26 protein-coding genes and 1 pseudogene are annotated in these 25,007 nt (G+C 68.6%); 19 read left to right on the top strand and 8 right to left on the bottom strand.

The window, feature by feature from the left end:
* Positions 1 to 52 precede the first annotated feature (52 nt).
* From ACJMNC_RS14045 to ACJMNC_RS14035, 3 genes are all read left to right on the top strand, one after another.
* Positions 53 to 1,699: an acyl-CoA synthetase gene (locus tag ACJMNC_RS14045; protein ID WP_408948582.1), complete on the top strand. Its 1,647-nt coding sequence runs from the start codon at positions 53 to 55 to the stop codon at positions 1,697 to 1,699.
* 70 nt (positions 1,700 to 1,769) lie between these two features.
* On the top strand, positions 1,770 to 2,933 hold the full coding sequence (locus ACJMNC_RS14040; protein ID WP_408948581.1) for an NAD(P)H-dependent flavin oxidoreductase: 1,164 nt from the start codon (positions 1,770 to 1,772) through the stop codon (positions 2,931 to 2,933).
* Between the two features lie 131 nt (positions 2,934 to 3,064).
* Positions 3,065 to 3,511: a hypothetical protein gene (locus tag ACJMNC_RS14035; protein WP_408948580.1), complete on the top strand. Its 447-nt coding sequence runs from the start codon at positions 3,065 to 3,067 to the stop codon at positions 3,509 to 3,511.
* Between the two features lie 69 nt (positions 3,512 to 3,580).
* On the opposite strand, the gene ACJMNC_RS14030 is transcribed toward ACJMNC_RS14035, so the two are convergent.
* The 3 genes and pseudogenes from ACJMNC_RS14030 to mrf all read right to left on the bottom strand — a co-directional run.
* Positions 3,581 to 4,096, bottom strand: a complete 516-nt coding sequence (locus ACJMNC_RS14030) for a MarR family winged helix-turn-helix transcriptional regulator (protein WP_408948579.1) — start codon at positions 4,094 to 4,096, stop codon at positions 3,581 to 3,583.
* Between the two features lie 93 nt (positions 4,097 to 4,189).
* Positions 4,190 to 4,435, bottom strand: coding sequence for a type B 50S ribosomal protein L31 (locus ACJMNC_RS14025; protein ID WP_408948704.1), 246 nt, complete (start codon positions 4,433 to 4,435; stop codon positions 4,190 to 4,192).
* 115 nt (positions 4,436 to 4,550) lie between these two features.
* Positions 4,551 to 5,606 (bottom strand): annotated as a pseudogene (gene mrf / locus ACJMNC_RS14020) (ribosome hibernation factor-recruiting GTPase MRF); the annotation flags it as partial.
* 256 nt (positions 5,607 to 5,862) lie between these two features.
* Between mrf and rpmB the strand changes: the two are divergent.
* From rpmB to rpsR, 4 genes are read left to right on the top strand one after another with little or no spacing between them, the layout of a single operon-like run.
* Positions 5,863 to 6,099, top strand: a complete 237-nt coding sequence (gene rpmB, locus ACJMNC_RS14015) for a 50S ribosomal protein L28 (protein WP_408948578.1) — start codon at positions 5,863 to 5,865, stop codon at positions 6,097 to 6,099.
* Complete coding sequence (rpmG, locus tag ACJMNC_RS14010; RefSeq protein ID WP_408948577.1) at positions 6,099 to 6,263, top strand: 50S ribosomal protein L33; 165 nt, start codon at positions 6,099 to 6,101, stop codon at positions 6,261 to 6,263. The genes rpmB and rpmG overlap by 1 nt, the downstream gene beginning before the upstream one ends.
* Positions 6,263 to 6,568, top strand: a complete 306-nt coding sequence (gene rpsN, locus ACJMNC_RS14005) for a 30S ribosomal protein S14 (RefSeq protein ID WP_408948576.1) — start codon at positions 6,263 to 6,265, stop codon at positions 6,566 to 6,568. Before rpmG ends, rpsN begins: the two co-directional genes overlap by 1 nt.
* Positions 6,568 to 6,813, top strand: a complete 246-nt coding sequence (gene rpsR / locus ACJMNC_RS14000) for a 30S ribosomal protein S18 (RefSeq protein ID WP_408948575.1) — start codon at positions 6,568 to 6,570, stop codon at positions 6,811 to 6,813. The genes rpsN and rpsR overlap by 1 nt, the downstream gene beginning before the upstream one ends.
* Before the next feature lie 65 nt (positions 6,814 to 6,878).
* Here rpsR and ACJMNC_RS13995 read toward each other — a convergent pair whose 3' ends face one another.
* From ACJMNC_RS13995 to ACJMNC_RS13985, 3 genes are read right to left on the bottom strand one after another with little or no spacing between them, the layout of a single operon-like run.
* Entirely contained in the window at positions 6,879 to 8,402 is a 1,524-nt protein-coding gene (locus ACJMNC_RS13995; protein ID WP_408948574.1) for an AMP-binding protein, read from the bottom strand.
* On the bottom strand, positions 8,399 to 9,538 hold the full coding sequence (locus ACJMNC_RS13990; protein WP_408948573.1) for an acyl-CoA dehydrogenase family protein: 1,140 nt from the start codon (positions 9,536 to 9,538) through the stop codon (positions 8,399 to 8,401). Before ACJMNC_RS13990 ends, ACJMNC_RS13995 begins: the two co-directional genes overlap by 4 nt.
* A gap of 43 nt (positions 9,539 to 9,581) precedes the next feature.
* Positions 9,582 to 10,769 (bottom strand): acyl-CoA dehydrogenase family protein, encoded by a 1,188-nt coding sequence (locus ACJMNC_RS13985; RefSeq protein WP_408948572.1) that lies wholly within the window; start codon positions 10,767 to 10,769, stop codon positions 9,582 to 9,584.
* A 150-nt stretch (positions 10,770 to 10,919) separates the two neighbouring features.
* On the opposite strand from ACJMNC_RS13985, the gene ACJMNC_RS13980 reads away from it, so the two are divergent.
* From ACJMNC_RS13980 to ACJMNC_RS13925, 12 genes are all read left to right on the top strand, one after another.
* Complete coding sequence (locus ACJMNC_RS13980) at positions 10,920 to 11,108, top strand: ferredoxin (RefSeq protein WP_408948571.1); 189 nt, start codon at positions 10,920 to 10,922, stop codon at positions 11,106 to 11,108.
* Between the two features lie 94 nt (positions 11,109 to 11,202).
* Complete coding sequence (locus ACJMNC_RS13975) at positions 11,203 to 12,087, top strand: 3-oxoacyl-ACP reductase (protein ID WP_408948570.1); 885 nt, start codon at positions 11,203 to 11,205, stop codon at positions 12,085 to 12,087.
* Between the two features lie 77 nt (positions 12,088 to 12,164).
* Positions 12,165 to 12,929 (top strand): MlaE family ABC transporter permease, encoded by a 765-nt coding sequence (locus ACJMNC_RS13970; RefSeq protein ID WP_408948569.1) that lies wholly within the window; start codon positions 12,165 to 12,167, stop codon positions 12,927 to 12,929.
* Positions 12,930 to 12,931: 2 nt separating this feature from the next.
* On the top strand, positions 12,932 to 13,783 hold the full coding sequence (locus ACJMNC_RS13965) for an ABC transporter permease (RefSeq protein WP_408948568.1): 852 nt from the start codon (positions 12,932 to 12,934) through the stop codon (positions 13,781 to 13,783).
* Between the two features lie 51 nt (positions 13,784 to 13,834).
* Positions 13,835 to 14,959, top strand: a complete 1,125-nt coding sequence (locus tag ACJMNC_RS13960; RefSeq protein ID WP_408948703.1) for an MCE family protein — start codon at positions 13,835 to 13,837, stop codon at positions 14,957 to 14,959.
* Positions 14,952 to 16,007: an MCE family protein gene (locus tag ACJMNC_RS13955; protein WP_408948567.1), complete on the top strand. Its 1,056-nt coding sequence runs from the start codon at positions 14,952 to 14,954 to the stop codon at positions 16,005 to 16,007. The genes ACJMNC_RS13960 and ACJMNC_RS13955 overlap by 8 nt, the downstream gene beginning before the upstream one ends.
* The gene (locus tag ACJMNC_RS13950; protein WP_408948566.1) at positions 15,995 to 17,173 is read left to right on the top strand and encodes an MCE family protein; all 1,179 of its coding nucleotides are present in this window, start codon (positions 15,995 to 15,997) and stop codon (positions 17,171 to 17,173) included. The genes ACJMNC_RS13955 and ACJMNC_RS13950 overlap by 13 nt, the downstream gene beginning before the upstream one ends.
* 1 nt (position 17,174) lies before the next feature.
* Positions 17,175 to 18,470 (top strand): MCE family protein, encoded by a 1,296-nt coding sequence (locus tag ACJMNC_RS13945; protein ID WP_408948565.1) that lies wholly within the window; start codon positions 17,175 to 17,177, stop codon positions 18,468 to 18,470.
* A gap of 26 nt (positions 18,471 to 18,496) precedes the next feature.
* Entirely contained in the window at positions 18,497 to 19,801 is a 1,305-nt protein-coding gene (locus ACJMNC_RS13940) for an MlaD family protein (protein WP_408948564.1), read from the top strand.
* Positions 19,801 to 21,252 carry an MCE family protein gene (locus tag ACJMNC_RS13935; RefSeq protein WP_408948563.1) on the top strand — a complete coding sequence of 484 codons (1,452 nt, stop codon included), beginning with the start codon at positions 19,801 to 19,803 and terminating at the stop codon, positions 21,250 to 21,252. The genes ACJMNC_RS13940 and ACJMNC_RS13935 overlap by 1 nt, the downstream gene beginning before the upstream one ends.
* Positions 21,216 to 22,406 carry a hypothetical protein gene (locus ACJMNC_RS13930; protein ID WP_408948562.1) on the top strand — a complete coding sequence of 397 codons (1,191 nt, stop codon included), beginning with the start codon at positions 21,216 to 21,218 and terminating at the stop codon, positions 22,404 to 22,406. Before ACJMNC_RS13935 ends, ACJMNC_RS13930 begins: the two co-directional genes overlap by 37 nt.
* Positions 22,403 to 23,119: a hypothetical protein gene (locus tag ACJMNC_RS13925; protein ID WP_408948561.1), complete on the top strand. Its 717-nt coding sequence runs from the start codon at positions 22,403 to 22,405 to the stop codon at positions 23,117 to 23,119. Before ACJMNC_RS13930 ends, ACJMNC_RS13925 begins: the two co-directional genes overlap by 4 nt.
* Positions 23,120 to 23,212: 93 nt before the next feature.
* On the opposite strand, the gene ACJMNC_RS13920 is transcribed toward ACJMNC_RS13925, so the two are convergent.
* Both ACJMNC_RS13920 and ACJMNC_RS13915 read right to left on the bottom strand, forming a co-directional pair.
* A complete protein-coding gene (locus ACJMNC_RS13920; protein WP_408948560.1) occupies positions 23,213 to 24,682 on the bottom strand; it encodes an aldehyde dehydrogenase in 1,470 nt (489 codons plus the stop codon).
* A 153-nt stretch (positions 24,683 to 24,835) separates the two neighbouring features.
* Positions 24,836 to 25,007, bottom strand: a 172-nt coding sequence (locus tag ACJMNC_RS13915; RefSeq protein WP_408948702.1) for an antibiotic biosynthesis monooxygenase family protein, incomplete at its 5' end; no start/stop codon positions are given.

Here is a 25,007-nt window from a genome sequence, read left to right as displayed (position 1 = left end):
GTTGTGACGGCTGCTACTTGCCGAAAACAGTAACACGTTCTAGTTTCATTGCATGGCGTACACCATCGCAGACCTCATCGAGCATGCGGTCGACCTCGTACCGGATCGCATCGCACTCGAGACGGCGGATGCGGAGCTGACCTATGCGCAGCTCGAAGAGCAGGCCAACGCGCTGGCCCACACTCTGCAGGAGCTGGGCGTGCAGCCCGGTGACCCGGTGGGGCTGTACAGCCGCAACACCCTCGAATGCACGGTGGCGATGATCGCCGTCTTCAAGGCGCGGGCGGTGATGGCCAACGTCAACTACCGCTACGTCGAGGCCGAACTCGAGCACATCGTCACCGACTCCGGCATGAAGGTGCTCATCCACGAGCGGCAGTACTCGGACAAGGTGGCCGCCGTGCTCGCCTCGTCGCAGCATCAGGTCGCCGGGCTGATCGTGCTCGACGACGACAGCGGTCTGCCGGCGCCGGACGGGGCGATCACCTACACCGAGGCGGTGGCGCGCGGCAGCCGTGAGCGGGACTTCGGCGAGCGCAGCGACGACGACCTCTACATGCTCTACACCGGCGGTACCACCGGAGCCCCGAAGGGCGTGATCTGGCGCCAGGAGGACATCTTCCGGGTGCTCGGCGGCGGCATCGACTTCCACACCGGCGAACCGATCACCGACGAGTGGCAGTTGGCCCGCGACGGCGCGGAGAACCCTCAACTGGTGCGTTTCCCGATCCCGCCGTTCATTCACGGCGGCTCGCAGTGGGCGATCTTCCAGTCGCTCTTCGCATGCGGCAAGTCCGTGGTCTATCCGGAGTTCGGCGGCCACTCCAGCTGGGAGGCGATCGAACGGCACAGGGTGAACGTCGTGATGATCACCGGTGACGCCATCGGCCGGCCCATGGTCGATGCGCTGGCCGCTGGCCGCCGGGACGGCAGCGCGTACGACACCTCGTCGGTGATCACCATCGCCTCCTCGGCGGCGCTCTTCTCGGCTGCGGTCAAGGACCAGTTCCTCGATCTGCTGCCCAACCTGCTGATCGTCGACGCCATCGGATCGTCCGAAACCGGTTTCTCCGGAATGGGTTTCGCACAGAGGGGCGCCACCGAGGCCGGGCCTCCGCGGGTGACCGCCGACCGGGAGGCGCACGTGCTGCGCGAGGACGGCACGCCGGTCGAGCGGGGCAGCGGCGAGGTGGGGATCCTGGCGCGCACCGGACACATCCCGCTGCGGTACCACAACGATCCGGTCAAGAGCGAGAAGACCTTCAAGGTCTTCGGCGGGGTCCGGTACTCGATCCCCGGCGACCTGGCGACGATCGACGCGGACGGCACCATCACCATGCTGGGCCGCGGCTCGCAGTCGATCAACACCGGTGGCGAGAAGGTCTTCCCGGAGGAGGTCGAGTCCGCGGTCAAGGCGCACCCGGAGATCTTCGATGCCACCGTGGTGGGCGTGCCCGACGAGCGCTTCGGTCAGCGGGTCGCCGCCGTCGTGTCCACCCGTGGCGGCCGGCGCCCCTCGCTCAGTGAGATCAACGAGGTGGCCCGCGAACGCATCGCCGGCTACAAGTGCCCGCGCAGCATCTGGTTCGTCGACGAGGTGAAGCGCTCCCCGGCCGGCAAGCCCGACTACCGGTGGGCGGCACAGGTCGCCGCCTCCGGAGAGCCGGACGAGAGGCTCGTGCCGGCCGCCCAGTCCTGAGCGTGATGCTCGCCGGCCCACCACAGCCACCCAGCCCCACAAGTCCAGCCATTCGAGAAGGACGAACGCCATGACCGCCGTCAGTATTCAGACCCCGCTCACCGAGAAGTTCGGCATCGACTACCCGATCTTCGGATTCACCCCCAGCCAGCACGTGGCCGCCGCGATCAGCCGGGCCGGTGGGCTCGGCGTGCTCGGCTGTGTCCGGTTCAACGATCCGGCCGAACTGCACGAGGTGCTCGAGTGGATGCACGAGAACACCGACGGCAAGCCGTTCGGCGTGGACGTGGTGATGCCCGCCAAGATTCCCACGGAGGGCTCGCGCACCGACCTGGACTCGATGATCCCGCCCGAGCATCGGGCCTTCGTCGAACGGACCCTCGACGACCTGGGCGTCCCGCCGCTGCCGGACGGCGGCGATCGGGTGAACACCGGCGTGCTCGGCTGGTTGCACTCGGTGGCGCGCTCGCACGTGGACGTCGCCATGGAGCACGCCGAGAAGTACGGCCAGATCAAGCTGATCGCCAACGCACTCGGTTCGCCGCCGGCTGATGTCATCGACGTCGCGCACCAGCACGGAGTCGCGGTGGCGGCGCTGGCCGGTTCGCAGCACCATGCGCTCAGTCATGTGGAGGCCGGCGTGGACATCGTGATCGCCCAGGGCTATGAGGGCGGCGGGCACACCGGCGAGGTGACCTCCATGGTGCTCTGGCCGGAGATCGTCGACGCGGTGGGCGATCACCCCGTGCTCGCCGCCGGCGGAGTGGGCGACGGACGCCAGATGGCGGCAGCGCTGGCGCTGGGCACGCAGGGTGTGTGGATGGGCACCGCGTGGCTGACGGCCGCCGAATACCAGCTCGGGGCCACCGGCGACGGACCGTCGACCGTGCAGCAGGCGCTGCTGAAGGCCACCTCGCGCGACACCGTGCGTCGGCGGATCTACTCGGGTAAGCCCGCCCGGCTGCTCAAGACCAAGTGGACCGATGCGTGGGATGCGGCCGGTGCGCCCGAACCGCTGCCGATGCCGCTGCAGAACCTGCTCGTGGGGGAGGCGCACGCACGGATCTCGAACTCCGACGATCCCGACGTGGTGGCCATGCCGGCCGGTCAGATCGTCGGCCGGTGCAACGAGATCGTTCCGGTGGCCGACATGATCGAAGCCATGGTCCGCGACTACGGGGCGTCGGTGGCCCGGATGAGTGCGAGCCTCAAGGACGGCGACGGCGCGGTCTGAGGCGGCGCCCGCACGCCACGCGGCGGGCGCCGAACCGGGATCGGCGCCGGTTTAGTCCGATTGGGGGACCGTTTCTGCGGTACTGTTTGTGCACCGCATCGCCGAGAATCCCCCGACGAAGGAGTCCCTCGATGGACCTCAAATCCCTGCACCCGTTCCAGACCGGCGCGCTCGCGGCCGGTCTGGTGGCACTGATCTTCTCGTTCTTCAACCGCTTTGTGACGGCCTCGTTCATGGGGCAGACGGCGGGTGAGAACGCCTGGTACAGCTATGCCGTGCTCGGCATGCTCCTGATCATCGCCGCGACGGTGCTGGTGGCCGTGCAGGCCTTCGCGCCCGACGTCCTGCCGGCGACGGCGCCCTGGAATCTGATCACGATGGTGGTGGCCGGACTGGGGACTCTGCTGCTGCTGGTCCGCGGCCTGACCGAGGACAACGCCGGATTCACCGGTGTCGACGTGGGTATCGGCTGGACCGGCTGGATCGTGATCATCGCCGGTACCGTCCTCACGATCTTCAGTGTGCTGAGCTTCCGCGATTCGGACGAGAAGCTCCCGGACTTCAGCAACCGGAACTGATCTGCACCCATTGCCGGGAGGGCCGGACCGCCGTTGCGCGGTCCGGCCCTCCCGCATCGGTGAGCCAGATCAGCCGGGGCCGGTCGAGGGCAGCAGTGCGGCGATGGCATCGCGGAGCTGTGCGACCTCCCCGGCGGAGCCGTCGCGCATGCCGAAGCCGATCGTGGTCAGTGCGCGGGTCGCCTCATCGGCGATCCGCCGGCCGTCGTCGGTGATCGCCACGCATGTGGCCCGGCGATCGGTGGGATGCGGACTGCGCCGGACGAACAGCCGTCGCTCCAGCCGGTCCGTCGCCAGCGTGGCGGTCGTCGCATGCACCATCAGGTGCCGCGCGAGGCTGGAGATGAGCTGGGTCCCGTCCTCGGAGAGCTGCAGCGTCATCAAGACGAGATAGTCGGTGGTGTTCAGGCCGCGCTTCTTGAGAGTCGAGTCCACAGCGTCGGCGACGAGGCGTTGATAGCGCAGCAGGGCGGTGAAGGTGAGGAACTGCTGCTCGTCGCCGTCGAAGCCGTGCCGATGCCAATAGTCCGCGACCGAACCGGAAGGATCTGCCAGGGGATCGGCGCTCTCGGGGTCGGCAGTCACGGCTACTCCTCACGTCGGTCCGCAGCTCGCCAGTCTACTCTCCAGTATCTACGGGGCCGGGACTCCTCGAACGTTCCGGCGAACGCCGCCGGCTCAGCGGGTGCCGTAGCGGCGGTGGAACTTCTCCACCTGTCCGGCCGCGTCGAGAACGCGCTGCTGGCCGGTCCAGAACGGGTGGCTGGCACTGCACACCTCCACCGTGATCAACGGGTACTCGTTGCCGTCGGACCAGAGCACCGTGCGCTCCGAGACGGCGGTCGACCGGGTGAGGAAGGCGTCTCCGGTGTTGGCGTCGCGGAAGACGACGGGGTGGTAGTCGGGGTGAAGGTTCGGCTTCATCGTTCTCTCCGTTCTCGGTGGTGGTGGCGGTGTCGATGGTCGGCTCGTTCGGCTCGCGGTCGGTGCAGGGATCGGTGTGCCGGTCCCCGAACGGGGAGTCCAGTGCGCTGAGATAGCCGGGGCCGCGGGCGAATTCGTCGTCGGTCACGAGTGCGGCCTGCAGTGCGGTCTCGATCTCGGCGGGATCGGCTCGATGGGTCAGCACGGCCAGGCTGGTGTGCCGGTCGCCGTAGACCGGATCCCAGGCCAGAGCGGCCAGCGCGCGGTACTCGCGTTCGTGGTCGGGCAGGTGTGCGCCGGCCTCCTCGGTGCCGTCGTCGCAGGCGAGCCAGCGGCCCACCCGCCCGATGCCCAGCCCGCCGCCGGCGCTATCGAGCCACAGCACGTCGTCGGGTGCGCTGGCCAGCCAGAGCCGTCCGTAGGCGGTCACCACCCCGTCGAGCAGGACGTCGAAGGCCTCGTGCAGCCGATGCGGATGGAACGGGCGCGCGGCCTCGAAGAGGCTCAGTTGCACGCCGCAGTCGCGGGACAGCTCCGGCCGCCCGGCCAGCAGCGGGTCGAACGGCCGTCGCGGGCGTCCGCGCGGCGCGTCGGCGCCGACGGATCCCAGCGCGTCGCCGAGGATTCCGGCGGTCAGCGGCTGCCGGCTGTTGAGGGTGCGCATTCCGGCCGCCGGGGCCAGGCGCAGCAGCACCGCGTGCAGCCGGACCAGTTGCCACATGTCCTCCACTCCGTCGGCGCCCTCGACGATCAGAGCATCGGCGAAGCGCGCCTGGCTCACCGCCACCTGGGCGAGCGTGCGCTCGTCCTCGAGTCCGGTCAGGCCCGCCTCGGTGAGGGTGACATCGCCCGTCGCCGACTCGAGCCAGCTGGGCGCATCGATGGCGCAGACGGTGGCCTCGATGCTCACGTCCAGGCCGGCCGGACCGTCGGGCATTCCAGGTCCGCTCACCACCACCTGGTGCAACTCGGTGCACAGCAGTTCCGGCTCGATCGCCGGATCCAGGGCGACCACGATACGCGCGGTGCCGGCGTCGCGGTGCAGTCGGCGCAGCTCGGGAAGCAGGTCGAACCGCAGCGTGCACGAGACGCAGCCGTGCTCGATCTCGATGTGGTCGACGGTCAGTTCCTCCCGTCCGTCCGGAGCGATGCGGTGGCTGGTCCGGATCACCCGGCCGTCTGCGACGTCGCGCAGGTCGACGGTGACCACGGTGGTGCCCGGGGGAGGCGGCCGCCCGGGCCGGCCGGGCGACTCCGGTCCGATCCAGGCCGGTCAGCACTACCACCGGTGTGCGGTCGGGGCGGGGATGGACGGGCACGAGACACCTTCCTTATTGCTATTGATTGTCAATAAGCGTGCTCGCACTGTAGCGTGATCGACGTAGTTAATGCGAATCGTTGTCAATAAATGGAATGGGAGGTGCACCGTGAGTGCCAGATGTCAGGTCACCGGCAAGGTGCCCGGATTCGGGAAGCAGGTGTCGCATTCGCATCACCGGACCAGCCGGCAGTGGCGGCCCAACCTGCAGCGGCGCAGCTACTGGGTGCCCAGTCTGCGGAGGCGGGTGACCCTGCGGGTGTCCACCGAGGGAATCAAGGTCATCGACCGGGACGGCATCGACGCGGTGATCGCCCGGATGCAGGCGGCGGGGGAGCGGATCTGATGGCGAGCACCGATCTGCGGCCTGTGGTCAGACTCCGGTCGACGGCCGGCACCGGCTACACCTACGTCACCCGCAAGAACCGGCGCAATCATCCCGACCGGCTGGTCCTGCGCAAATACGATCCCATCGTCCGCAGGCACGTCGAGTTCCGGGAGGATCGCTGATGGCCAAGAAGTCCAAGATCGTCAAACAACGCAAGCGGGAGGCGCTCGTCGCCCGCTATGCCGCGCGGAGGGCCGAACTGACCGCGATCATCGCCGATCCGGCCGCCGGCGCCGAGCAGCGGGCGGCGGCGCGCGCCGAACTCTGCCGGCAGCCTCGCGATGCCAGTGCGACCAGGCTGTGCAACCGCGATGCGGTCGACGGCCGACCGCGCGGCTACCTGCGCAGGGCGGGCCTGTCCCGGATCCGGTTCCGGCAGATGGCCCACCGGGGTGAACTCCCGGGCATCTCGAAAGCGAGTTGGTGATGGCGAAGAGAACTGGGGCCGAACGTCATCGGACGGCAGCCGGACGGAAGCGGCGGGCCTATCCAGGACTGACCTTCGACTACAAGGACACCGCGGTGCTGCGGCAGTTCCTCACCGACCGGGGCCGGATCCGCGCACGGCAGGTCACCGGCCTGTCGCCGCAGCAGCAGCGGCAGCCGGCGACAGCGGTCCGCAATGCGCGGGAGATGGCGCTGCTCCCGTTCGGCGCCGAACGGCTCCGGTAGCCCGCGCGCCGCAGCACAGGAATGGGGGCTCGACCACGCGCTGGGTGCTGAACCGGCCGGCGGGGCTATCGGACCGGAGGTAGCTCCCAGGTGGGGGTTCCGAGGGAGGTGACGAGTTCGCTGCGGCGGACCTTGAAGGTGGCGGTCTGCGGGAGGTCGTCGACGATCCAGACGGCTGTGGGCCTCTGCTTCGGCCCCAGATCCGATTGTGCGGCAAGGAATCCGGTGAGCGATTCCAGAGTGAGCCCCGGGGCGACGAGGGCGGCGCCGACATCGTCGCCGATCTCCCGCGGAACGCCGAACACGGCGCAGTCGACGATCTGCGGATGCCTGCGCAGAATCTGCTCGATGGGAGTGGTGCCCAGATTCTCGCCGTCCACCCGCAGCCAGTCGCCGGTCCGCCCGGCGAAGTGCACGAAACCGGCCTCGTCCACCCAGCCCAGATCACCGGTGCGGTAGAAACCGCCCCGCAGGCGCTCGGCGGTGGCCTCCTCGTCGCGGTAGTAGCCGTCGAAAAGCCCCGCGCCGGAGGAGTTCACGATCTCGCCGACCGTCCCGGCCGGGACCGCCGCCAGGGTGTCCGGATCCACCACGGCCACCGGCCCGCGCAGCGGGCCGAGCGCGTCGTCGGGAGTCTCCGGGGTCCGGGTGATCGACACCCCGCCCTCGGTAGAGCCGAATCCGTCCACCACTCGCGCACCGAAGCGCCGCTCGAACTCTGCGCGATCGGCGGCCGTCGCCTCGTTGCCGTACATCAGCCGCAGTGAGGTCTGCGCATCGTCACTGCGTTCCGGGGTGGTCAGAATGTAGTGCAGCGGCTTGCCCACGTAGTTCGCGTAGGTCACCCCGTAACGACGCACATCGTCGCCGAACCCACTGGCGGAGAAGCGCTCTCGCAGGGCGATCGACGCTCCGCCGGCGGCGGCCACCGACCAGCCGGCGATCAGCGCATTGGAGTGGAACATCGGCATCGACAGATAGACGACGTCGTCGGCGCCGATGCGGAAACGCTCGGCGAGCATGGCTCCGGCGGCGGCGAACTTGCGCTGGCTGCACCGCACCGCCTTCGGCGCCCCGGTGGTGCCGGAGGTGAAGATCAGCATCAGCAGTGCATCCGGATCGGCCTCCGGTACCGCGACCGGCGCCGGGGGCGCCGGATGGGCGGCGAGCAACTCGGCCCAGGCGTGCCCGGCGACGTCGAATGTGGGCGCCGTGGTGCCCGATTCGGTGATCAGCCCGCCCAGGCCGTGACCGGTGAGCACCAGCTGGCAGTCGCTGCGGGCGATGTCGTCGGCCAGGGCCGCACCCCGCCGGGTGGGGTTGAGGCCCACCAGCACCACATCGCTCATCGCGGCGGCGGCGAACAGAACGCTGAACTCGGGCACATTGGGCAGCAGCACACCCACATGCGGTGGACGGGTGGGGCTGAGCACCGAGCCGAGCACCCGCGCCCACTGCTGCGCCGTCGCGAGGTGATCGCGCCAGCTGGCGAACTCGTCGCGGTAGTGGATGCCGTGCTCGGCGTCGCCGGCCAGCGGGGCGAGCAGCGAGGTCAGTGCGAGCCGGTCGGTCACGGCCGCCGGACTCATCGGCCGGGCAGCCCGGAAGCGGCGAGCACGGCGCCGAGATCGTCGAGGACCACCGGGGCGGTGCCGAGGGTGAACTCGTTCTGCTTGGCGCGCAGGAAGTATCGGTGCGCCGGATGTGAGGTGTCCAGGCCCACGCCACCGTGTACGTGCACGCTCGTGTGCGCCACCCGATGCCCGGCCTCGGCGGCCCAGAACTTCGCCGTCGCGACGGCGGACGAGATCTCCCCGGCATCGGCGCCCGCCTCCGGGGACAGCAACCAGGCGGCCTGCTCGGTGGTCAGGGTCAGGGCCTGGACATCGATGTAGCCGTCGGCCAGACGCTGCGCCACCGCCTGGAAGGAGCCGATAGGGCGACCGAACTGTTCGCGTTCGCGGGCATAGGTCGCGGTCGCCTCCAGAGCCGCGGCGATCACCCCGGTCTGATCGGCGGCCACCGCCAGCCGCAGCAGATCCACGGTGCGGGCCAGGGTCGCGGCGCCACCGGTCAGGACGTCGTCGTCGGCGACCGGCACCTCGGTGAAATCGACCTGGTAGACCGGGGTCAGTCCGGTGCTCGGGGTCTCCGTGATCCGCACCCCGGCACTGCCGGTGCGCACCGCCGTTACCGCGGGTCCGTCGGGACCGGTCACACTCACCAGCAGCGCGTCGGCCGCCGCCGCATAGGGAACGTTCACCTTGCTGCCGCTGAGCGCCAGGCCCGACCCGCCCGATGCGGTCAGGGTGGCCGACGGCGCATGCAGATCCACGCCGAGATCCTCCTCGACCGCGGCCGAGCAGATCGCCGCACCGGTGGCGGCCGGTCCGAGCAGTTCGGCGCGCAGCCGCGCAGAGCCCGCGGTGGCCAGCACCGGGACCGCGGCCACCGCATGCGAACCGTACGGCACCCGCGACAGATGCCGGCCCAGCGCGATGGCCACCGCCACGGTCTCCTCGGGCCCCAGTCCGGCGCCGCCGTCGTCCTCGGGAGCGGCCAGACCGAGCAGTCCGGCCCCGGCGAGCTTCCGCCAGAGCCGGTCGTCGATCGGGGCCGTCCCGGCTTCGAGATCGGCGACCCGTGCCGGGGTGCTCACTGCGGCGGCGATGTCGGCGGCCAGCCCGGCCAGATCGGCGGCGGCTTCGGAGGGGGTGAAGTCCATGGGGTGCTCCTTGCGGGCGGAAAGACGGCGGGCGGTGTGCGGATCAGCGACGGGCCGGGGGCAGTTGCAGGGCGAGCATGCCGATGATGTCGCGCTGGATCTCGTTGGTGCCGCCGCCGAAGGTGAGGATCAGCGAGGTGCGGGAGAACCGTTCGAGCCGGCCGAGCAGGTGGGCGCCGGGACTGCCCTGGCGCAGGGCGGCGGCCGGTCCGACGACCTCCATCAGCAGCCGGTAGGCCTCGGTGGCGAACTCGGTGCCGAAGACCTTGGTGGCCGAGGCATCGGCCGGCGACGGCGAACCGCCCTGTGCCGCGATCGAGGCGATCTTCCAGTTGATCAGTTTGAGGAACTCGACCTTGGCCTGCACCCGGGCCAGATTGGCCCGCACCCACGGCACGTCGGCCAGCCGACGGCCGTCGCCGGTCTTGGCCTCGGCGGCGAAGGCGAGGGTCTCGCGCAGCGCCGTCTGGATCGGTGCGGCGCTGCACAGCGCCACCCGCTCGTGGTTGAGCTGATTGGTCACCAGCGGCCAGCCGCCGCCCTCCTCGCCGACCAGCGCCGTGGTGGGCACCCGCACATCCGAGTAGTAGGTGGCCGAGGTGTCCACCCCGGACATGGTGTGCACAGGGGTGTACGAGAAGCCGTCGGCCGTGGTCGGCACGATGAGCATCGAGATGCCTTTGTGCTTGGCGGCCTCCGGGTCGGTGCGGCAGGCCAGCCAGACGTAGTCGGCGTAGGGGATCAGACTGGTCCACATCTTCTGCCCGTTGATCACGTACTCGCTGCCGTCGCGGACGGCGGTGGTGCGCAGGGCGGCCAGATCGGTGCCGGCACCCGGCTCGGAGTAGCCGATGGAGAAGTGCAGCTCACCTGCGGCGATCCGGGGCAGGAAGAACTCCTTCTGCTCGTCGGTGCCGTAGTGCATGATAGTCGGCGCCACCGAGTTGATGGTCAGGAACGGCACCGGTGCGCCGGCGATGGCCGCCTCGTCGGTGAAGATGAGCTGATCCATCATCGAGCGGTTCGCGCCGCCGTATTCGGTGGGCCAGCCCAGCGCGAGCCAGCCGTCGCGGCCCATCTGCCGGACCACGTCCCGGTAGGCGTCGCCCTCGCCGAGTTCCCCCTCGCCGCCGGCCAGTGCGGCCTTGCGCTCCGGGGTCATCAGCGCGGTGAAGTAGTCGCGCAGTTCGCGGCGGAGCCGCTCCTGCTCGGGGGTGTAGGCGATCCGCATGACCTGCTCCTGGGATATCCGGTTCGGAAGCCGGCGGACGGCCCGCGAGGGCGGCCGCTTGCGTCAAACACTTGGCTAGTACTGAAACACGTTCTAACGTGTAGTCACCGACACAGTCAACCACGTGCTCGGGGAAACCGGAGGAAGAACATGCGAGTCAAATGCGACTTCGATCTGTGTGAGTCCAACGCGGTCTGTGTGGGGATGGCACCGGATGTCTTTGACCTTGACGACGACGATTACCTGGTGATTCTCCAAGAGGAGGTGCCTGCCGAGCGGGAGGAGGAGATGCGCCAGGTGGTGGCCAGCTGCCCTAAGTCGGCACTGAGTCTGGAGTAGCGCCGGCGGATCTTTCCCGGATTCGCTGGCCTGTCGCGACGGGGATGTGTTAGAACATGTTCTACTTGATCCGACCCAAGGAGAGGACCCCCTCGTGAGTTCCCCGTTGCACGGCCGCGTCGCGGTGGTGACCGGTGCAGGCGCCGGCCTCGGACGTGCCGAGGCGCTCGGCCTGGCCGCCGACGGCGCCACCGTGATCGTCAACGATCTCGGCGCCGCGCTCGACGCGAGCGACGTGATCGACGAGATCCGGACCGCCGGCGGACACGCCGTCCCGGTGGCCGGCGACATCTCCGACAGCGCCACCGCCACCGAGATCATGCGGGTGGCCACCGAGGACCTCGGCGGGCTGCACATCGTCATGAGCAACGCCGGGATCACCCGCGACGCCATGCTCTTCAACATGACCGACGCGGAGTTCGACGCCGTCGTCGCCGTCCATCTGCGCGGTCACTTCCTACTCAACCGGAACGCCGCCGCCCACTGGCGGGCGGCGTCCAAGGAGGCCGGCGCGCCGGTCTACGGCCGGCTGATCAACACCGCCTCCGAAGCCGGGCTGCTCGGCCCGCCCGGACAGGCCAACTACGGTGCCGCGAAAGCCGGCATCACCGCGCTCACCCTCTCCGCCTCCCGCGCCCTCGAGCGCTACGGCGTGCGGGCCAACGCCATCTGCCCGCGGGCCCGGACCTCGATGACCGCCGACGTCTTCGGCGAGGCCCCGGCCGGCGAGGTGGATCCGCTCTCGCCCGATCACGTGGTCACGCTGGTGCGGTATCTGGCGGGCCCGGCCTCCGAAGGGGTCAACGGACAGGTCTTCGTCGTGTACGGCAACACCGTCACGCTGATGGCCGCCCCGCGGGTCCAGCAGGTGTTCATCGCCGACGGCGACGAATGGGACGAAACGGTCCTCGGCGAGCGGCTCTCCGGCTACTTCGCAGAAGCCGATCGTGGGACGTTTTCCGCTTCCGATCTCATCTAATCGATTGTTGAGAAAGTCGATCCGTCCGCCGTGAGTGGGCGTGATAGGTTGCCAAGCACGCTGACAGAGGAGGGGACTTGCTGAATCGGCTGGCCGCTCCGATGAGCGGAGTGGGGGACTTCGTCGCATTGGGTGTCGAATCAGCCCGTGAGTTGGTTCGCCGGCCGTTTCAGTGGCGCGAGACGATCGAGCAGTCGTGGGCGATCGCCCGTGTCTCGCTGGTGCCGACGCTCCTCGTCGCCATCCCGTTCACCGTTCTGGTGAGCTTCACCCTGAACATCCTGCTGCGTGAGATCGGCGCCCAGGACCTCTCCGGAGCGGGCACCGCACTGGGCACCGTCACCCAGATCGGCCCCATCGTGACCGTGCTGATCGTGGCCGGTGCCGGCGCCACCGCCATCTGCGCCGACCTCGGGGCCCGGACCATCCGGGAAGAGATCGACGCGATGAAGGTGCTCGGCATCAACCCCACCCACCGGCTGGTGGTGCCGCGCGTGGTGGCCTCGACCATGGTCGCGCTGCTGCTCAACTCGCTGGTGTGCACCATCGGCATCGCCGGCGGCTTCGTCTTCTCGGTCTACCTGCAAGACGTCAACCCGGGCGCCTTCGTCGCCAACCTGACCCTGCTCACGGGCCTGGGAGAGCTGGTGATCTCAATGGTCAAGGCCGCCCTGTTCGGTCTCTTCGCCGGCCTCGTCGCCTGCTACCGGGGACTCAACGTGAAGGGCGGGGCCAAGGGCGTGGGCGACGCGGTCAACGAGACGGTCGTCTACTCCTTCATGGCCCTGTTCGTGGTGAACGTCGTCGTCACGGCGGTCGGCCTGAAAGCGACGATGGGCTAGCGATGGTTCTGCCGGGTACTACGAGACTGCTCACCGCGCGCGTCGCGCTCAAACGCGCCGGGGAGGACTGGAACAAGATCGGCGATCAGGCCCTGTTCTACTGGGATTCGCTGATCTCCATTCCGCAGGCGCTGCGCCGCTATAAGAAGGAGACGCTCCGGCTGATCGCCGAGATCTCCATGGGCACCGGCGCGCTGGCGATGATCGGCGGCACCGTGGTGGTGGTCGGCTTTCTCACCCTGTTCACCGGCGGCACCATCGCCGTGCAGGGTTACAGCTCGCTGGCCGACATCGGTGTCGAGGCCCTCACCGGCTTCTTCTCCGCCTTCATCAACGTGCGCATCGCGGTGCCGGTGATCGCCGGCATCGCCCTGGCCGCGACCATCGGGGCCGGCGCCACCGCCCAGCTCGGCGCGATGCGCGTCGCCGAGGAGATCGATGCCCTCGAGGTGATGGCCATCCGGTCCATCCCCTACCTGGTGAGCACGCGCATCGTCGCCGGACTGATCGCGATCATCCCGCTCTACTCGCTCGCGGCGCTCGCCTCGTTCCTGGCCAGCCGCTTCGCCACGGTCGTCCTCTACGGACAGTCGGCCGGCGTCTACGACCACTATTTCTCGACGTTCCTCATCCCGTCGGACATCCTGTGGTCGTTCGTGCAGGCCATCTGCATGGCCGTGGCCGTCATGCTGATCCACACCTACTACGGCTTCAACGCCTCCGGCGGTCCGGTAGGCGTGGGCGTGGCCGTCGGCAACGCCGTGCGCGCCTCGCTGGTCGTGGTCGTGGTCATCACCCTGCTCACCTCGCTCGCCATCTACGGCGCCGACGGCAACTTCAACCTGGCGGGCTGAGGTATGAAACGAGGACGTCCCAACTGGCTGCGCAAGCTGGCCGCCGCGATCATGGTGGGCCTGCTCGCCGCCGTCGTCGCGCTGGCCTCCGGCCAGTTCCTGGGCTGGTTCGACAGCACCAGCACAGTGACCCTCCACAGCCCGCGTGCCGGTCTGGTGATGGACCCCGACGCCAAGGTGAAGCTGCGCGGGGTGCAGGTGGGCCGGGTGGCCAAGGTCCGCAACCATGGCGACCATGCCGTGCTGACCCTCGAGATGGACAACGACACCATCCGTGAGGTCCCGGACAATGTGGTCGCCGACATCAAGTCCAACACCATCTTCGGTGCCAAGGCCGTGAACCTGGAGATCCCGGACACCGGAGCGTCCAACGCCCATCTGCGGGCCGGTTCGACGATCGACGCCGACCACGTGGTCGTCGAACTCAACACCGTCTACCAGCAGCTGGTGACCGTGCTGGCCACGATCGAGCCGCAGAAGCTCAACACCGTCATCGGCGCGGTGGACGAGGCGCTGGCCGGCAACGGCGAACGCGTCGGCGACGCGCTCGAACAGCTGACGAACATTCTCGGCAAGACCAACAAGCATCTGCCCGAGTTCAACGACCTGCTCGAGCAGGCGGCCGGTGCGACGAATGTCTACGCCGATGCCATGCCGAACCTGATGCGCACCGTCGACAACGCCACCCAGGTGGGCAACACCCTGGTGGAGAACACCGCCAACCTGGACTCGCTGCTGATCAGCGTCACCGGCATGGCCAACACCGCGAACGGGGTGCTCTCCCGGGCCAAGAAGGACGTGATGGCCACCCTCACCGATCTCAACCCGGTGACCTCGCTGCTCGGCTATCACGCGCCCGCCCTGCGCTGCTTCATCACCACGGCCTCGGACCTGGTGGACATCGCCAGTCCGTTGCTGGGCGGACGCAACGGTATGCTGCTGCTCGACGCCGCCCTGATCCCCGGCCAGAATCCCTACCGCTGGCCGCAGGATCTGCCCCAGGTCAAGGGCAACGGCCCGGCCAGTTGCGAGGGTCTGACCGATTCGACGTCCAAGGAGCACGTGCGCTTCTACGTGATCGACAACGCGCCGCAGCCCTACCAGCCGCGGACCACCGCCAAGCTGCAGCCGTTCAAACTGTTCAACCTGCTGTTCGGAGGGCCGGAGCTTGGATAAGCGCGCCCGCGCGTTCCGCGCCACGATCATCAAACTCGCCAGCTTCATCGTCGTCATGCTGCTGGTGATGGCCGGGCTGGTGCTCGTCTTCAGCAAGTACCAGCCGGGCGGCACCGAGTCGTACAAGGCCCTGTTCACCAGCGCCTCGGCCATGAAGTCCGGCTCCCGCGTCAAGATCGCCGGCGTGGACGTGGGCACCGTGAACAAGGTGCACCTGACCCGCGACAACACCGCCGAGGTGAAGTTCGACGTCAACGAGGACTTCCGCCTGCCCACCTCGGTGCGTGCCCTGGTGCGCTACGAGAACCTCACAGGTGACCGGTACCTGGAGCTGCAGCCCGGCGGCGGCGACCTGGAGAAGTACCTCTCACCGGGCGCCACGATCCCGATCACCCAGACCGAACCGGCCCTGGACCTGGACAATCTGCTCGGTGGCTTCAAACCGCTCTTCAAGACGATGAGCGCCGACGACGTCAACGAGCTCTCCACGGCGCTGATCGCCGTCTTCCAGGGACAGGGTGAGGGACTCAACCAGCTGCTCGCCAGCACCGCCTCGTTCACCGACCAGCTGGCCGACCGCGATGCCCTGATCGGCTCGGTGATCGACAACCTCAACCAGACGCTGACCACCCTCGAATCCGATCATCAGGGCCTGGATCAGAGCGTGGACCGGTTGCAGCAGCTGGTCACCGGCCTGGCCGAGGACAAGGGCGTGATCGGCAACGCCGTCACCCAGACCGCCGAGGTGACCAACTCGCTGGCCGGTCTGCTCGGCAACACCCGGCCCGATCTCAAGCAGACGATCACCGCGCTGGGCCAGACCTCGGCCGAAGCCCTCAAGTCCAGGGACTTCCTCGACCAGCTCCTCACCGAGCTGCCCGGCAGCTTCAAGACGCTGTCGAATCTGGGCAGCTACGGATCCTGGCTGCAGATCTACTTCTGCCGGATCCGGCTGCTCCTGCCGGGACCGGGCGACAGCCAGTACTTCTTCACCTCCATCGACGCGATGGGCGACAAGACCAAAGCGGGCGGGAGGTGCGCGACGTGAGTGAAGAACAGTTCGAAGGACGCCGCGGCACCAAGCGCAGCCGCTTCTCGATGGGTGTGCTCGGCGTGGTCCTGGTCGCCGCCCTGGTGATCAGCGCCCTGCAGATGGATCGGCTGCCGTTCCTGAGCCAGGTGAGCACCTACGACGTCTACTTCGACGATGCGGGCGGGCTGGTGACCGGCGACGTGGTGACCGTGGCCGGCGTCGAAGTGGGCAGCGTGGAGAAGATCGGCATCGATCAGACCAAGGACGGGCTGCTGGCCAAGGTGCGCTTCCGCCTCAACGACACCATCGAGCTCGGTGATCAGACCCGGGCGGCCATCAAGACCGAGACGGTGCTGGGCCGGCGCAACCTGACCCTCACCCCGCTCGGCGAGGGCCGGATCAAACCCGGTCAGTCGATCCCAGTGGACCAGACCGTCGCGCCGTACTCGCTGACCGATGCGCTCGAGGACGCGACGTCGACGCTGACCGACACCGACACCGACGAGCTCAACAAGGCCCTCACGACGCTCAACGAGGCCTTCTCGGACACTCCTGCCAACATGCGGGCGGCCGTCGACGGGGTGAGCCGGCTGAGCGCCTCGATCGCCGAACGCGACGATGCGCTCGACCATCTGCTGCAGAAGGCGCGCGGCGTCAGCGACATCGTCGGCAAGCGCAGCGATCAGATCGAGCAGCTGCTGATCGACGCCAACGCCCTGCTCGGTGAACTGCAGATGCGCCGGCAGGCGCTCGGCCAGGTGATCACCGGGACCAAGAACGTGACCGCCGAGCTGACCGGCTTCGTCGAGGACAACAACGAACAGCTCAAGCCGGTGCTCGACCAGTTCAACCAGGTGCTCGACGTGCTGAACAAGAACCAGGACAACTTCTCACGGGCCATCGACGAGCTCGGCCCGTACGCCAACACCCTCGGCGAGGCGGTGGCCTCGGGCCCGTACTTCTCGTCGCTGGTGGGCCTGCCCACCTGGGGTGGCTACATGGGCTCGTTCATGCGGGTCCTCGAGGGCAAGTACCCGGAGGCGTTCGAGTACTTCACCAAGTACTCGGGCTTCCCGGCCTGGCCGGAGAACTGGTCGGAGGCGCCGGGCAGGAACGCCCCGGACCTGCCCAAGCGGCCCACACCGAGCAGTGCTCCGCCGACCGCACATGGAGGGCGCTGAGATGGCAGTTCGTGAACGTGTCGCGGGCATGTCCGTCCTCGGCAAGACGCTCGGCTCGCTGGCCGTGGCCCTGGTGGTGATCGTGGCGGCCGTGGGCATCTACTTCGGTGTCAACCGCGCCACCACGCACACCGTGACCGCCTACTTCCCGTCCACCACCGGACTCTACGAGGGCGACCCGGTCCGGGTGATCGGCGTGAACATCGGCAAGGTCACCGAGGTGCAGCCGCGCGAACACGACGTCAAAGTGGTCATGCGAATCGACGACGACATCCCGGTGCCCGCCGACGCGAAGGCGGTCATCGTCGCCCAGTCGCTGGTGTCCGGACGGTTCATCCAGTTCAGCCCCAGCTACACCGGCGGCCCCAAACTCGCCGCCGACGCGGACATCCCGATGGAGCGCACCGTCATCCCGATGGAGTGGGACGACGTGAAGAAACAGCTCGACGAGCTGAGTACGGCACTCGGCCCGAACTCCGACGGCAAAGAGGCCGGCACCGCCGCCGACACCATCGACACGCTGGCCGCCAACCTCGACGGCAACGGGGCGGCGATGGCCACCTCGATCAAGGAGATGTCGCAGGTCGCGGGCACGCTGTCGAACCGGCGCGAGGACCTGTTCGCCACCGTCAAGTCGCTGCAGAAGCTGACGGACCTGCTGGCCGACAACCACGATCAGCTGGTCCAGTTCAACGGCCGGATCGCCGACGTCAGCGATGTGCTGGCCGACGCCGACGACGACCTCGGCGATGCGATGGAGAACCTCGACGAGGCCACCGGCGCGCTCAAGACCTTTCTCGACCGCAACAGCGGGGAGCTCGGCGACACCGTGACCAAGCTGGCGCAGTTCACCGGGACGCTGAAGAACAAGGACGAGGAACTGCGCGGGCTGCTGCATTCGGCGCCCAACCAGCTGGCCAACTTCATGAACATCTACAACCCGATGAACGGCGCGCTCGACGGCGTCTTCGGTCTGGGCATGGGCAACAACCTCATCACCCTGCTCTGCGGGTCGATGGACTCGACCGCCCGGCCGATGGACACCGAGGAGAACGTCGAGAAGTGCGTGGATCTGATCGCCCCGATCATGAAGGACGTGGTGGTGAACTACCCGCCGTTCATCGCCAACCCGCTGATCGGCCGCGCCGCGTACCCGGACCAGATCTACTACCAGAACCAGAGCGTCAAGGAACGCGCCCAGCAGGGTGAGCAGGAGCGCGACGTGGCCAGCACCAAACCCGACACCTACGTCGACCCGGTCACCAAACTCCTGCTGCCGTTCGGAGGCGGACGATGAAGCGCCTGGGCAGGGGAGTGGTCGCGATGGCCGCCGCAGCCGTACTGGTGGCGCCGCTGAGCGCCTGCGGCGTGGACGTGGTCTCGGGGGTGTCGTCGATAGGCGCCGCCGGCACCGGACAGGATGCGTACTCGATCACCGCGCTCATCCCGTCGGCGGCGGGCCTGGTCAAGAACGCGCCGGTGATGATGACCGATGCCACCGTCGGCAGCGTCGGCGATATCAAGGTGGAGAACTGGAAGGCCAAGATCACTCTGCGCCTGGACAAGGGCGTCAAGGTGCCGGTCGGCTCGCACGCCATGATCGGGATGACCTCGGTGCTCGGCTCGTCGCATGTGGCGATCGTCCCGCCCGAACACCCCGACGGGAAGTTCGTGACCGCCGGCGGCGCCCTGGAACTGCCCGACTGCCCCGAGCAGGAGAACATCGCGGTGCCCGACAAGGACCCGGTGCCCGACATCACCAGTTCACAGCAGGTGGATCCGTGCCGGTATCCGACTACCGAGCAGGTGCTCAGTTCGCTGTCGGTGGTGCTCAACGGCGGCGGCCTCTCCCAGGCCGGCAGTGTGGTCACCGAACTGAACAAGGTCTTCGGCGGCCGCGAGGACGTTCTCAAAGACCTGCTGCCGCGGCTGACCACCTTCGTCGACGACCTCGACGAGCAGACCGACAACATCATCGCCGCCATGAACGGGCTGGACCGGCTCGCGGCGTCGATCAACGCTCAGCAGCCCACCGTCGAGCGGGCGCTGGCCGACAGCCCGCAGATCCTGCAGCTGATGGTCGATCAGCGGGAGAACCTGGTCAACGCGCTCGGTGCGGTGGGGCAGCTTTCGGACACCGCCAATCAGGTGCTGCGCAAGAACCGCGACGACATCGAGACGATCGTGCCGAACGTGCGCGCGCTGCTCTCGCAGCTGGCGACCACCGGTCCGGCGCTGATGAACTCGCTGCGGGTGCTGCTGACCTTCCCGTTCGTGCAGGACAAGATCGACGGGCTGGTCCGCGGCGACTACGTCAACTCCGACCTGGTGCTGGACCTGACCGTCGACCGGCTCAACAAGACGTTCATGCAGGGCGCCGGACTGACCGGGCCGGAAGGACTGCTGGGCATCTCGGCCGGCGCGGCGCGCAAGACTTCCGATCCGTTCGCGGCGCCCTTCGAACAGCCGGGCAGTGATGGGTCCGGGAAGAAGCCCTCCCAGAAGAATCCCTCCCAGAAGGAGACCGGCCAGAAGAAGTCCAGTCCGGCGACCTCGCCCCGGAAGACGTCCCCGGGGAGTTCGGCGAAGAAGCCGGCCTCGACCACCGGCACGCGGGGAGGGAACTGATGAAGATCACCGGTTTCGTACGCGCCCAGCTGATCATCTTCTCGATCGTCACCGTGATCTCGATCGTGGCGATGGCCGTCTACTACATTCGTATTCCGCAGATGGTGGGCATCGGCTCGTACACGGTCAAGGCACAGATGGACGCCTCGGGCGGGCTGTACAAGAACGCCAACGTCAGCTTCCGCGGAGTCAACGTGGGCAAGGTGACCGGTATGCGGCTCACCGAGAAGGGTGTCGAGGCCGAGCTGCGGATCGACTCGGGGACGCACATTCCGGACAACTCGGTGGTCTCGGTGCGCAGCGTCTCGGCGGTCGGCGAACAGTTCGTCGAGTTCTCTCCGCCGGCGGAGAACGTCAGCTCGCACAGCCTGGGCGACGATGCCACGGTGGAGGTCACCGACCTGCCGGTGGAGATCTCCTCGATGCTCGACCAGGCTGATGCGCTGCTCAACCAGGTCGGCGACACCAAGCTGCGGGATCTGATGGACGAGGCCTTCGCGGCCTTCAACGGCACCGGTCCGCAGCTGCAGCGGCTGCTCGACTCGATGGCGCTGTTCGTGGCCGAGGCCGACAAGAACGTCGACACCGCGATCGCCCTGGTGGATCAGGCCGGCCCGATTCTCGAGACTCAGAATCAGACGGCCGCGCAGATCCGCTCCTGGACGCGGGACGTGACCACCTTCACCGACACCCTGCGGGCGCACCGGCCGGAGATCACCGACATCCTGCGCGAGGGGCCGGGCACGGCGAACGCGGCGCAGAAGCTGTTCTCGGACATGAACGAGTCGCTGCCGCTGGCCGTCTCGAATCTGCGGGTGGACGCCCGCACCATGGCGCTGTACCTGCCGAACCTGCGGCAGACCATCGTGCTCTATCCGCGTGTGCTCGCCGCCCTGCTGACGGCCGTCAACACCGGCTCGAGCCGGTACGGCGCCAATGTCTCGTTCACCCTCGGCTTCCAGGATCCACCGGCCTGCACGGTGGGCTTCCTCCCGCCGGATCAGTGGCGCTTCCCGTCAGCGCAGGACGCCCGCGACCTGCCGCCCGGACAACTGTGCCGGCTGCCGCAGAACGCCCAGTCGACGGTGCGCGGCGCCCGCAACTTCCCCTGTGTGGAGTATCCGGGACGCCGGGCGCCCACCCCGGAGGAGTGCGCCACCGGCTACAAGCCCGACGCCGACCAGAACCTGGCCCTGCCCAACGGTTTCCCGGGTACCGACCTGCCGAAGGCCTCCGAGGTGCAGCCGCGGCAGCCGGCCGGCCGGGTGGTGCCCGGAAGCGCCAAGTCGTACGACTCCGAACCGGCGGTGTACGCGACCACCTACGACCCCGACACTGGCGAGTTCATAGGACCCGACGGTAAGAAGTACACAACCGGCGAGTTGAGCAAGGAAACCGAGGGCCAGAAGACGCAATGGTACGACCTGATCACGAAGACGGTGGAGAACTGAACCCGGACTCCTCCGCTGACCAGCCCCGATCGGTGGTGCGCAAGTCGAGCCCACTGGGCCGTTCGCGGCGCCGCCGGCCGGCGCCGGGCCGGCAGTCCGCGGCCTCGGCGGCGGGCGGCACCGGACCCGCCGAGAGCGGCGAGGACACCGAGAAGCTGATCGTCGCCGATCCGTCCGGATCCGATCCGGCCGACGCCGCGGAGCCCGAGGCCGGTGCCGACGCGAAGGTCGCTGACACCACGGGGAACGCGGAGAACGCGGAGAACGCGGAGAATGCCGCGACCGGCGGGGAGCACGCACAGTCCTCACCGGCCGACGGCGAGAGCGACGATGCCGACGGCCCTGCGGGCAGTGCGGCCGCCGACAGCGACGGCGCCGCCGACAGTGCGGCCGACGACACCGTGGTGATCGATGCGGACCGGCCGGCCGCCGTCTCGTACCGGGAGCGCCGACGCTCCCGAGGCACCGCGTCCCGCGCCGCGGCGACGACGTCCGCTGCCGGGACCGACGCCGGATCGCCGGCCGATGACCCGGCCACCGGCACGCGAGAGGCCGGGAAGAAGCGCAGGATCGGCAGGAAGCGGGCCGGGAAGCCCCGGGCCGGAACGAGCGGCCGCGGTCCGGCGAAGTCCGGTCCGGCCCGCAGCGCGCCGGCCGGGGAGCGCACCCGGCTGCTCACCGCCATCACGGCGGCCGCCGGAGTGGTGATCGTGGTGGGCTGCATCGTCGCCTCGGTGGTCTTCACCGTGAAGTACGACGAGCTGCGCGATCAGCGTCAGCAGCGCAACGATTACGCCACCTTCGCCAAGCAGGTGGTGGTGGAGATGACCACCCTGAACCCGGACAACGCCGACGACATCTACAAGCTCTCCCAGGAACGGACCACCGGCCGGGCGCAGCAGATGTTCCGCGACAACATGAAGATGGTCGCCGAGATGATCCGGCAGGGCAACGCCAAGACCGCCACCACCGTGCTCTCCGACGCCGTCACCGAGTCCACGGACAAGGAGGGGCAGGTGATCATGGTCTTCGGCTGGGTGGGCGCCACCACCGACCCCAAGGACGAGCCGATCTATCAGACCTTCCGGTGGAAGGTGGACATCACCAAGATCAACGGCCAGATGAAGGTCAGCAATATGGAGTTCGTCATATGAGCCGGGGCACCGCGTCCACGCCGACAGGCAAACGCCGGGGCACACGCGACGGCACCCTGCTGCGGCGCGGCCTGATCGCGCTCTCCGTGCTCGTCGTGATCGCGGCGATCGCCGTGACCACGGTGCTCGGCGTCCGGTACGCCGGTGCGCAGGCCGAAGAGGACGCGCGCTCCAGCGCTCTCGACGCCGCCGACCGCTACGTCAAGCTGATGTTCGGCTACACCCCGCAGGATGTGGAGGAGAACATCAAGAAGACGATGGCGGTGGTGACCGGCGAGGCGAAGAAGACCTATCAGGAACGCATCGTCGAGAAGAACATCGCCACCGAGGTCAAGCAACAGGGCATCGTCTCGCAGATCGAGATCCAGTCCTCCGGGGTGGTGGAGAACACCCGCGACAGCGCCAAGGTGCTGCTGTTCATCAACCAGTCGGCCAGCGCCGCGAAGTCCGACGATGTGGCGGCCAATCCCAGCCGGATCCTCTACACCATGCACAAACAGGGCGGTGAGTGGAAGATCAGCGACATCGAGATCATCGACGACACCGTGCTCAAGGACCTGGTCGAAAGCGGCGACGTGGACCTCGGCGACGCCGTGCCGATCCCGAACCCGACCACCTCGACCCCGGCCCCGGAGCCGACCGGCCCGCAGCAGAGTCCGGCGGTGACCCCGGAGGCCACGCCCACCACCGAGGCGCCGGTGCCGACCGGATAGCCGCCTCCGGCCGCTCGGGCCGGATCCGCCGGACGCCGAGAGCCCCCGCGAGACGTCTCGCGGGGGCTCTCGGCGTCGCTACGCCTGCGGCGTCTACTGCTCGGAGCTGTAGCCCATCGGCAGGATGATCGCCTTGTGCTCGAGGTAGCTCTCCAGCCCCTCGCGGCCGTTCTCCCGGCCGATGCCGGAGTTCTTGTAGCCGCCGAACGGGCTCGCCGGATCGATGGCGTACCAGTTGATGCCCATGGTGCCGGTGCGCACCTGCTTGGCGATCTCCACACCGCGCTGCACGTCGGCGGTCCACACCGAGCCGGCCAGGCCGTAGTCGGAGTCGTTGGCGATGGCGATCGCCTCGTCGACGTCGTCGTAGGCGATGACGCTGATCACCGGGCCGAAGATCTCTTCCCGGGCGATCGTCATATCGTTGGTGACGTCGGTGAAGATCACCGGCCCCACGAAGTGTCCGGTGCCGATCTCCGGCACCTCCATCTCGTAGGCGGCGGTGGCGCCCTCGGCCTTGCCGGTGGCGATGTAGCCGCGGACCTTCTCGTACTGCTTCGCGTTGATGATCGGCCCCATGGTGGTGCCCTCCTCGGCGGGCAGGCCGGGCACGAAGCTCGCCGCGACGGCGGTCATCGCCTCGACGATCTCGTCCTTCTTGGACCGCGGCACCAGCACCCGGGTCTGCGCCACGCAGGCCTGGCCGGAGTTGAGGATGCCGGTGAACACCAGCATCGGGGCCGAGGCGGCGATGTCGGCGTCGTCGAGCACGATGGCGGCCGACTTGCCGCCGAGCTCGAGCGAGCAGCGCTTGAGGGTCTCGCCGCAGCGGGCCGCGATGGCCTTGCCGGCCAGGGTGGATCCGGTGAAGGTGATCTTGTCCACGTCGGGATGATCGACCAGTGCCTGCCCGGCCTCGACGCCGCCGGGCACCACCGAGATGACGCCCTCGGGAACGCCGGCCTCGGTGAAGAGCTGCGCGAGCAGGTTGGCGTTGAGCGGGGTCTCCGGGGCCGGCTTGAGGACCACCGAACAGCCGGCCGCCAGCGCCGGGCCGAACTTGTTGCAGATCAGGAACAGCGGAACGTTCCAGGCGATGATGGCGCCGACCACGCCGACCGCTTCGCGGGTCACCAGGGTCTCGCCGAACAGGCCGTGCCGGGTCTCCTCCCAGTCGTAGGCGTCCGAGGCGTCGGCGTAACCGTTGAGCACGCCCGTTCCGGCCAGCTGCTGCAGGGTGGCGACGTCGCCGGGGGTGGCGCCCATCTCCGCGGAGACCAGGGCGCAGATCTCGGCCGAGCGTTCCTCGATCAGCTGTGCTGCCTTGCGCAGCACGGCGGCCCGCTCGGCGGGCGGGCGGGCGCTCCACACCCCGGAGTCGAAGGAGGCGCGGGCGGCGCGGACGGCGGCGTCGATGTCGTCGGCGTCGCCGAGCGGCACGCTGCCGACCAGTTCGCCGGTGGCCGGGTTGGTCACCTCGAGCCGGTCGGCGGAGTGCGGGTCCACCCAGTGTCCGCCGATGTAGAGCTGGCTGGTTTCGATGGGTGCGGCCACTGCGGTCATACGTGCTCCTGAAAGGTCGTGGGTTCTCCCATCGATACTAGAACACGTTCTAGAAATGTGAAGGGGCTTGCCGCGGCAATCTGGATCGCAGCCGGATGCGTGAAGCCGGCGACCCGTCACGGATCGCCGGCTTCACACCGATGCAGGTGCCGGTCAGCCCTTGGGGGCCACGTCCAGCACGACCTCGAACTCGAGGAGATCGGCGCCGGTGGCGACCGGCTTACGGGCTTCGCCCGCATGCGCGGCCCGCGCGTCGCCGTTGGCCCAGTTCGCAAAGGCCGCCTCGGTCTCCCACTGGGTGACCACGAAGTACCGGTCGTCGCCC

The organism is Gordonia sp. VNK21, from assembly GCF_046098115.1.
GTDB lineage: Bacteria > Actinomycetota > Actinomycetes > Mycobacteriales > Mycobacteriaceae > Gordonia.
This window is presented reverse-complemented; position numbering and strand designations above follow the sequence as displayed.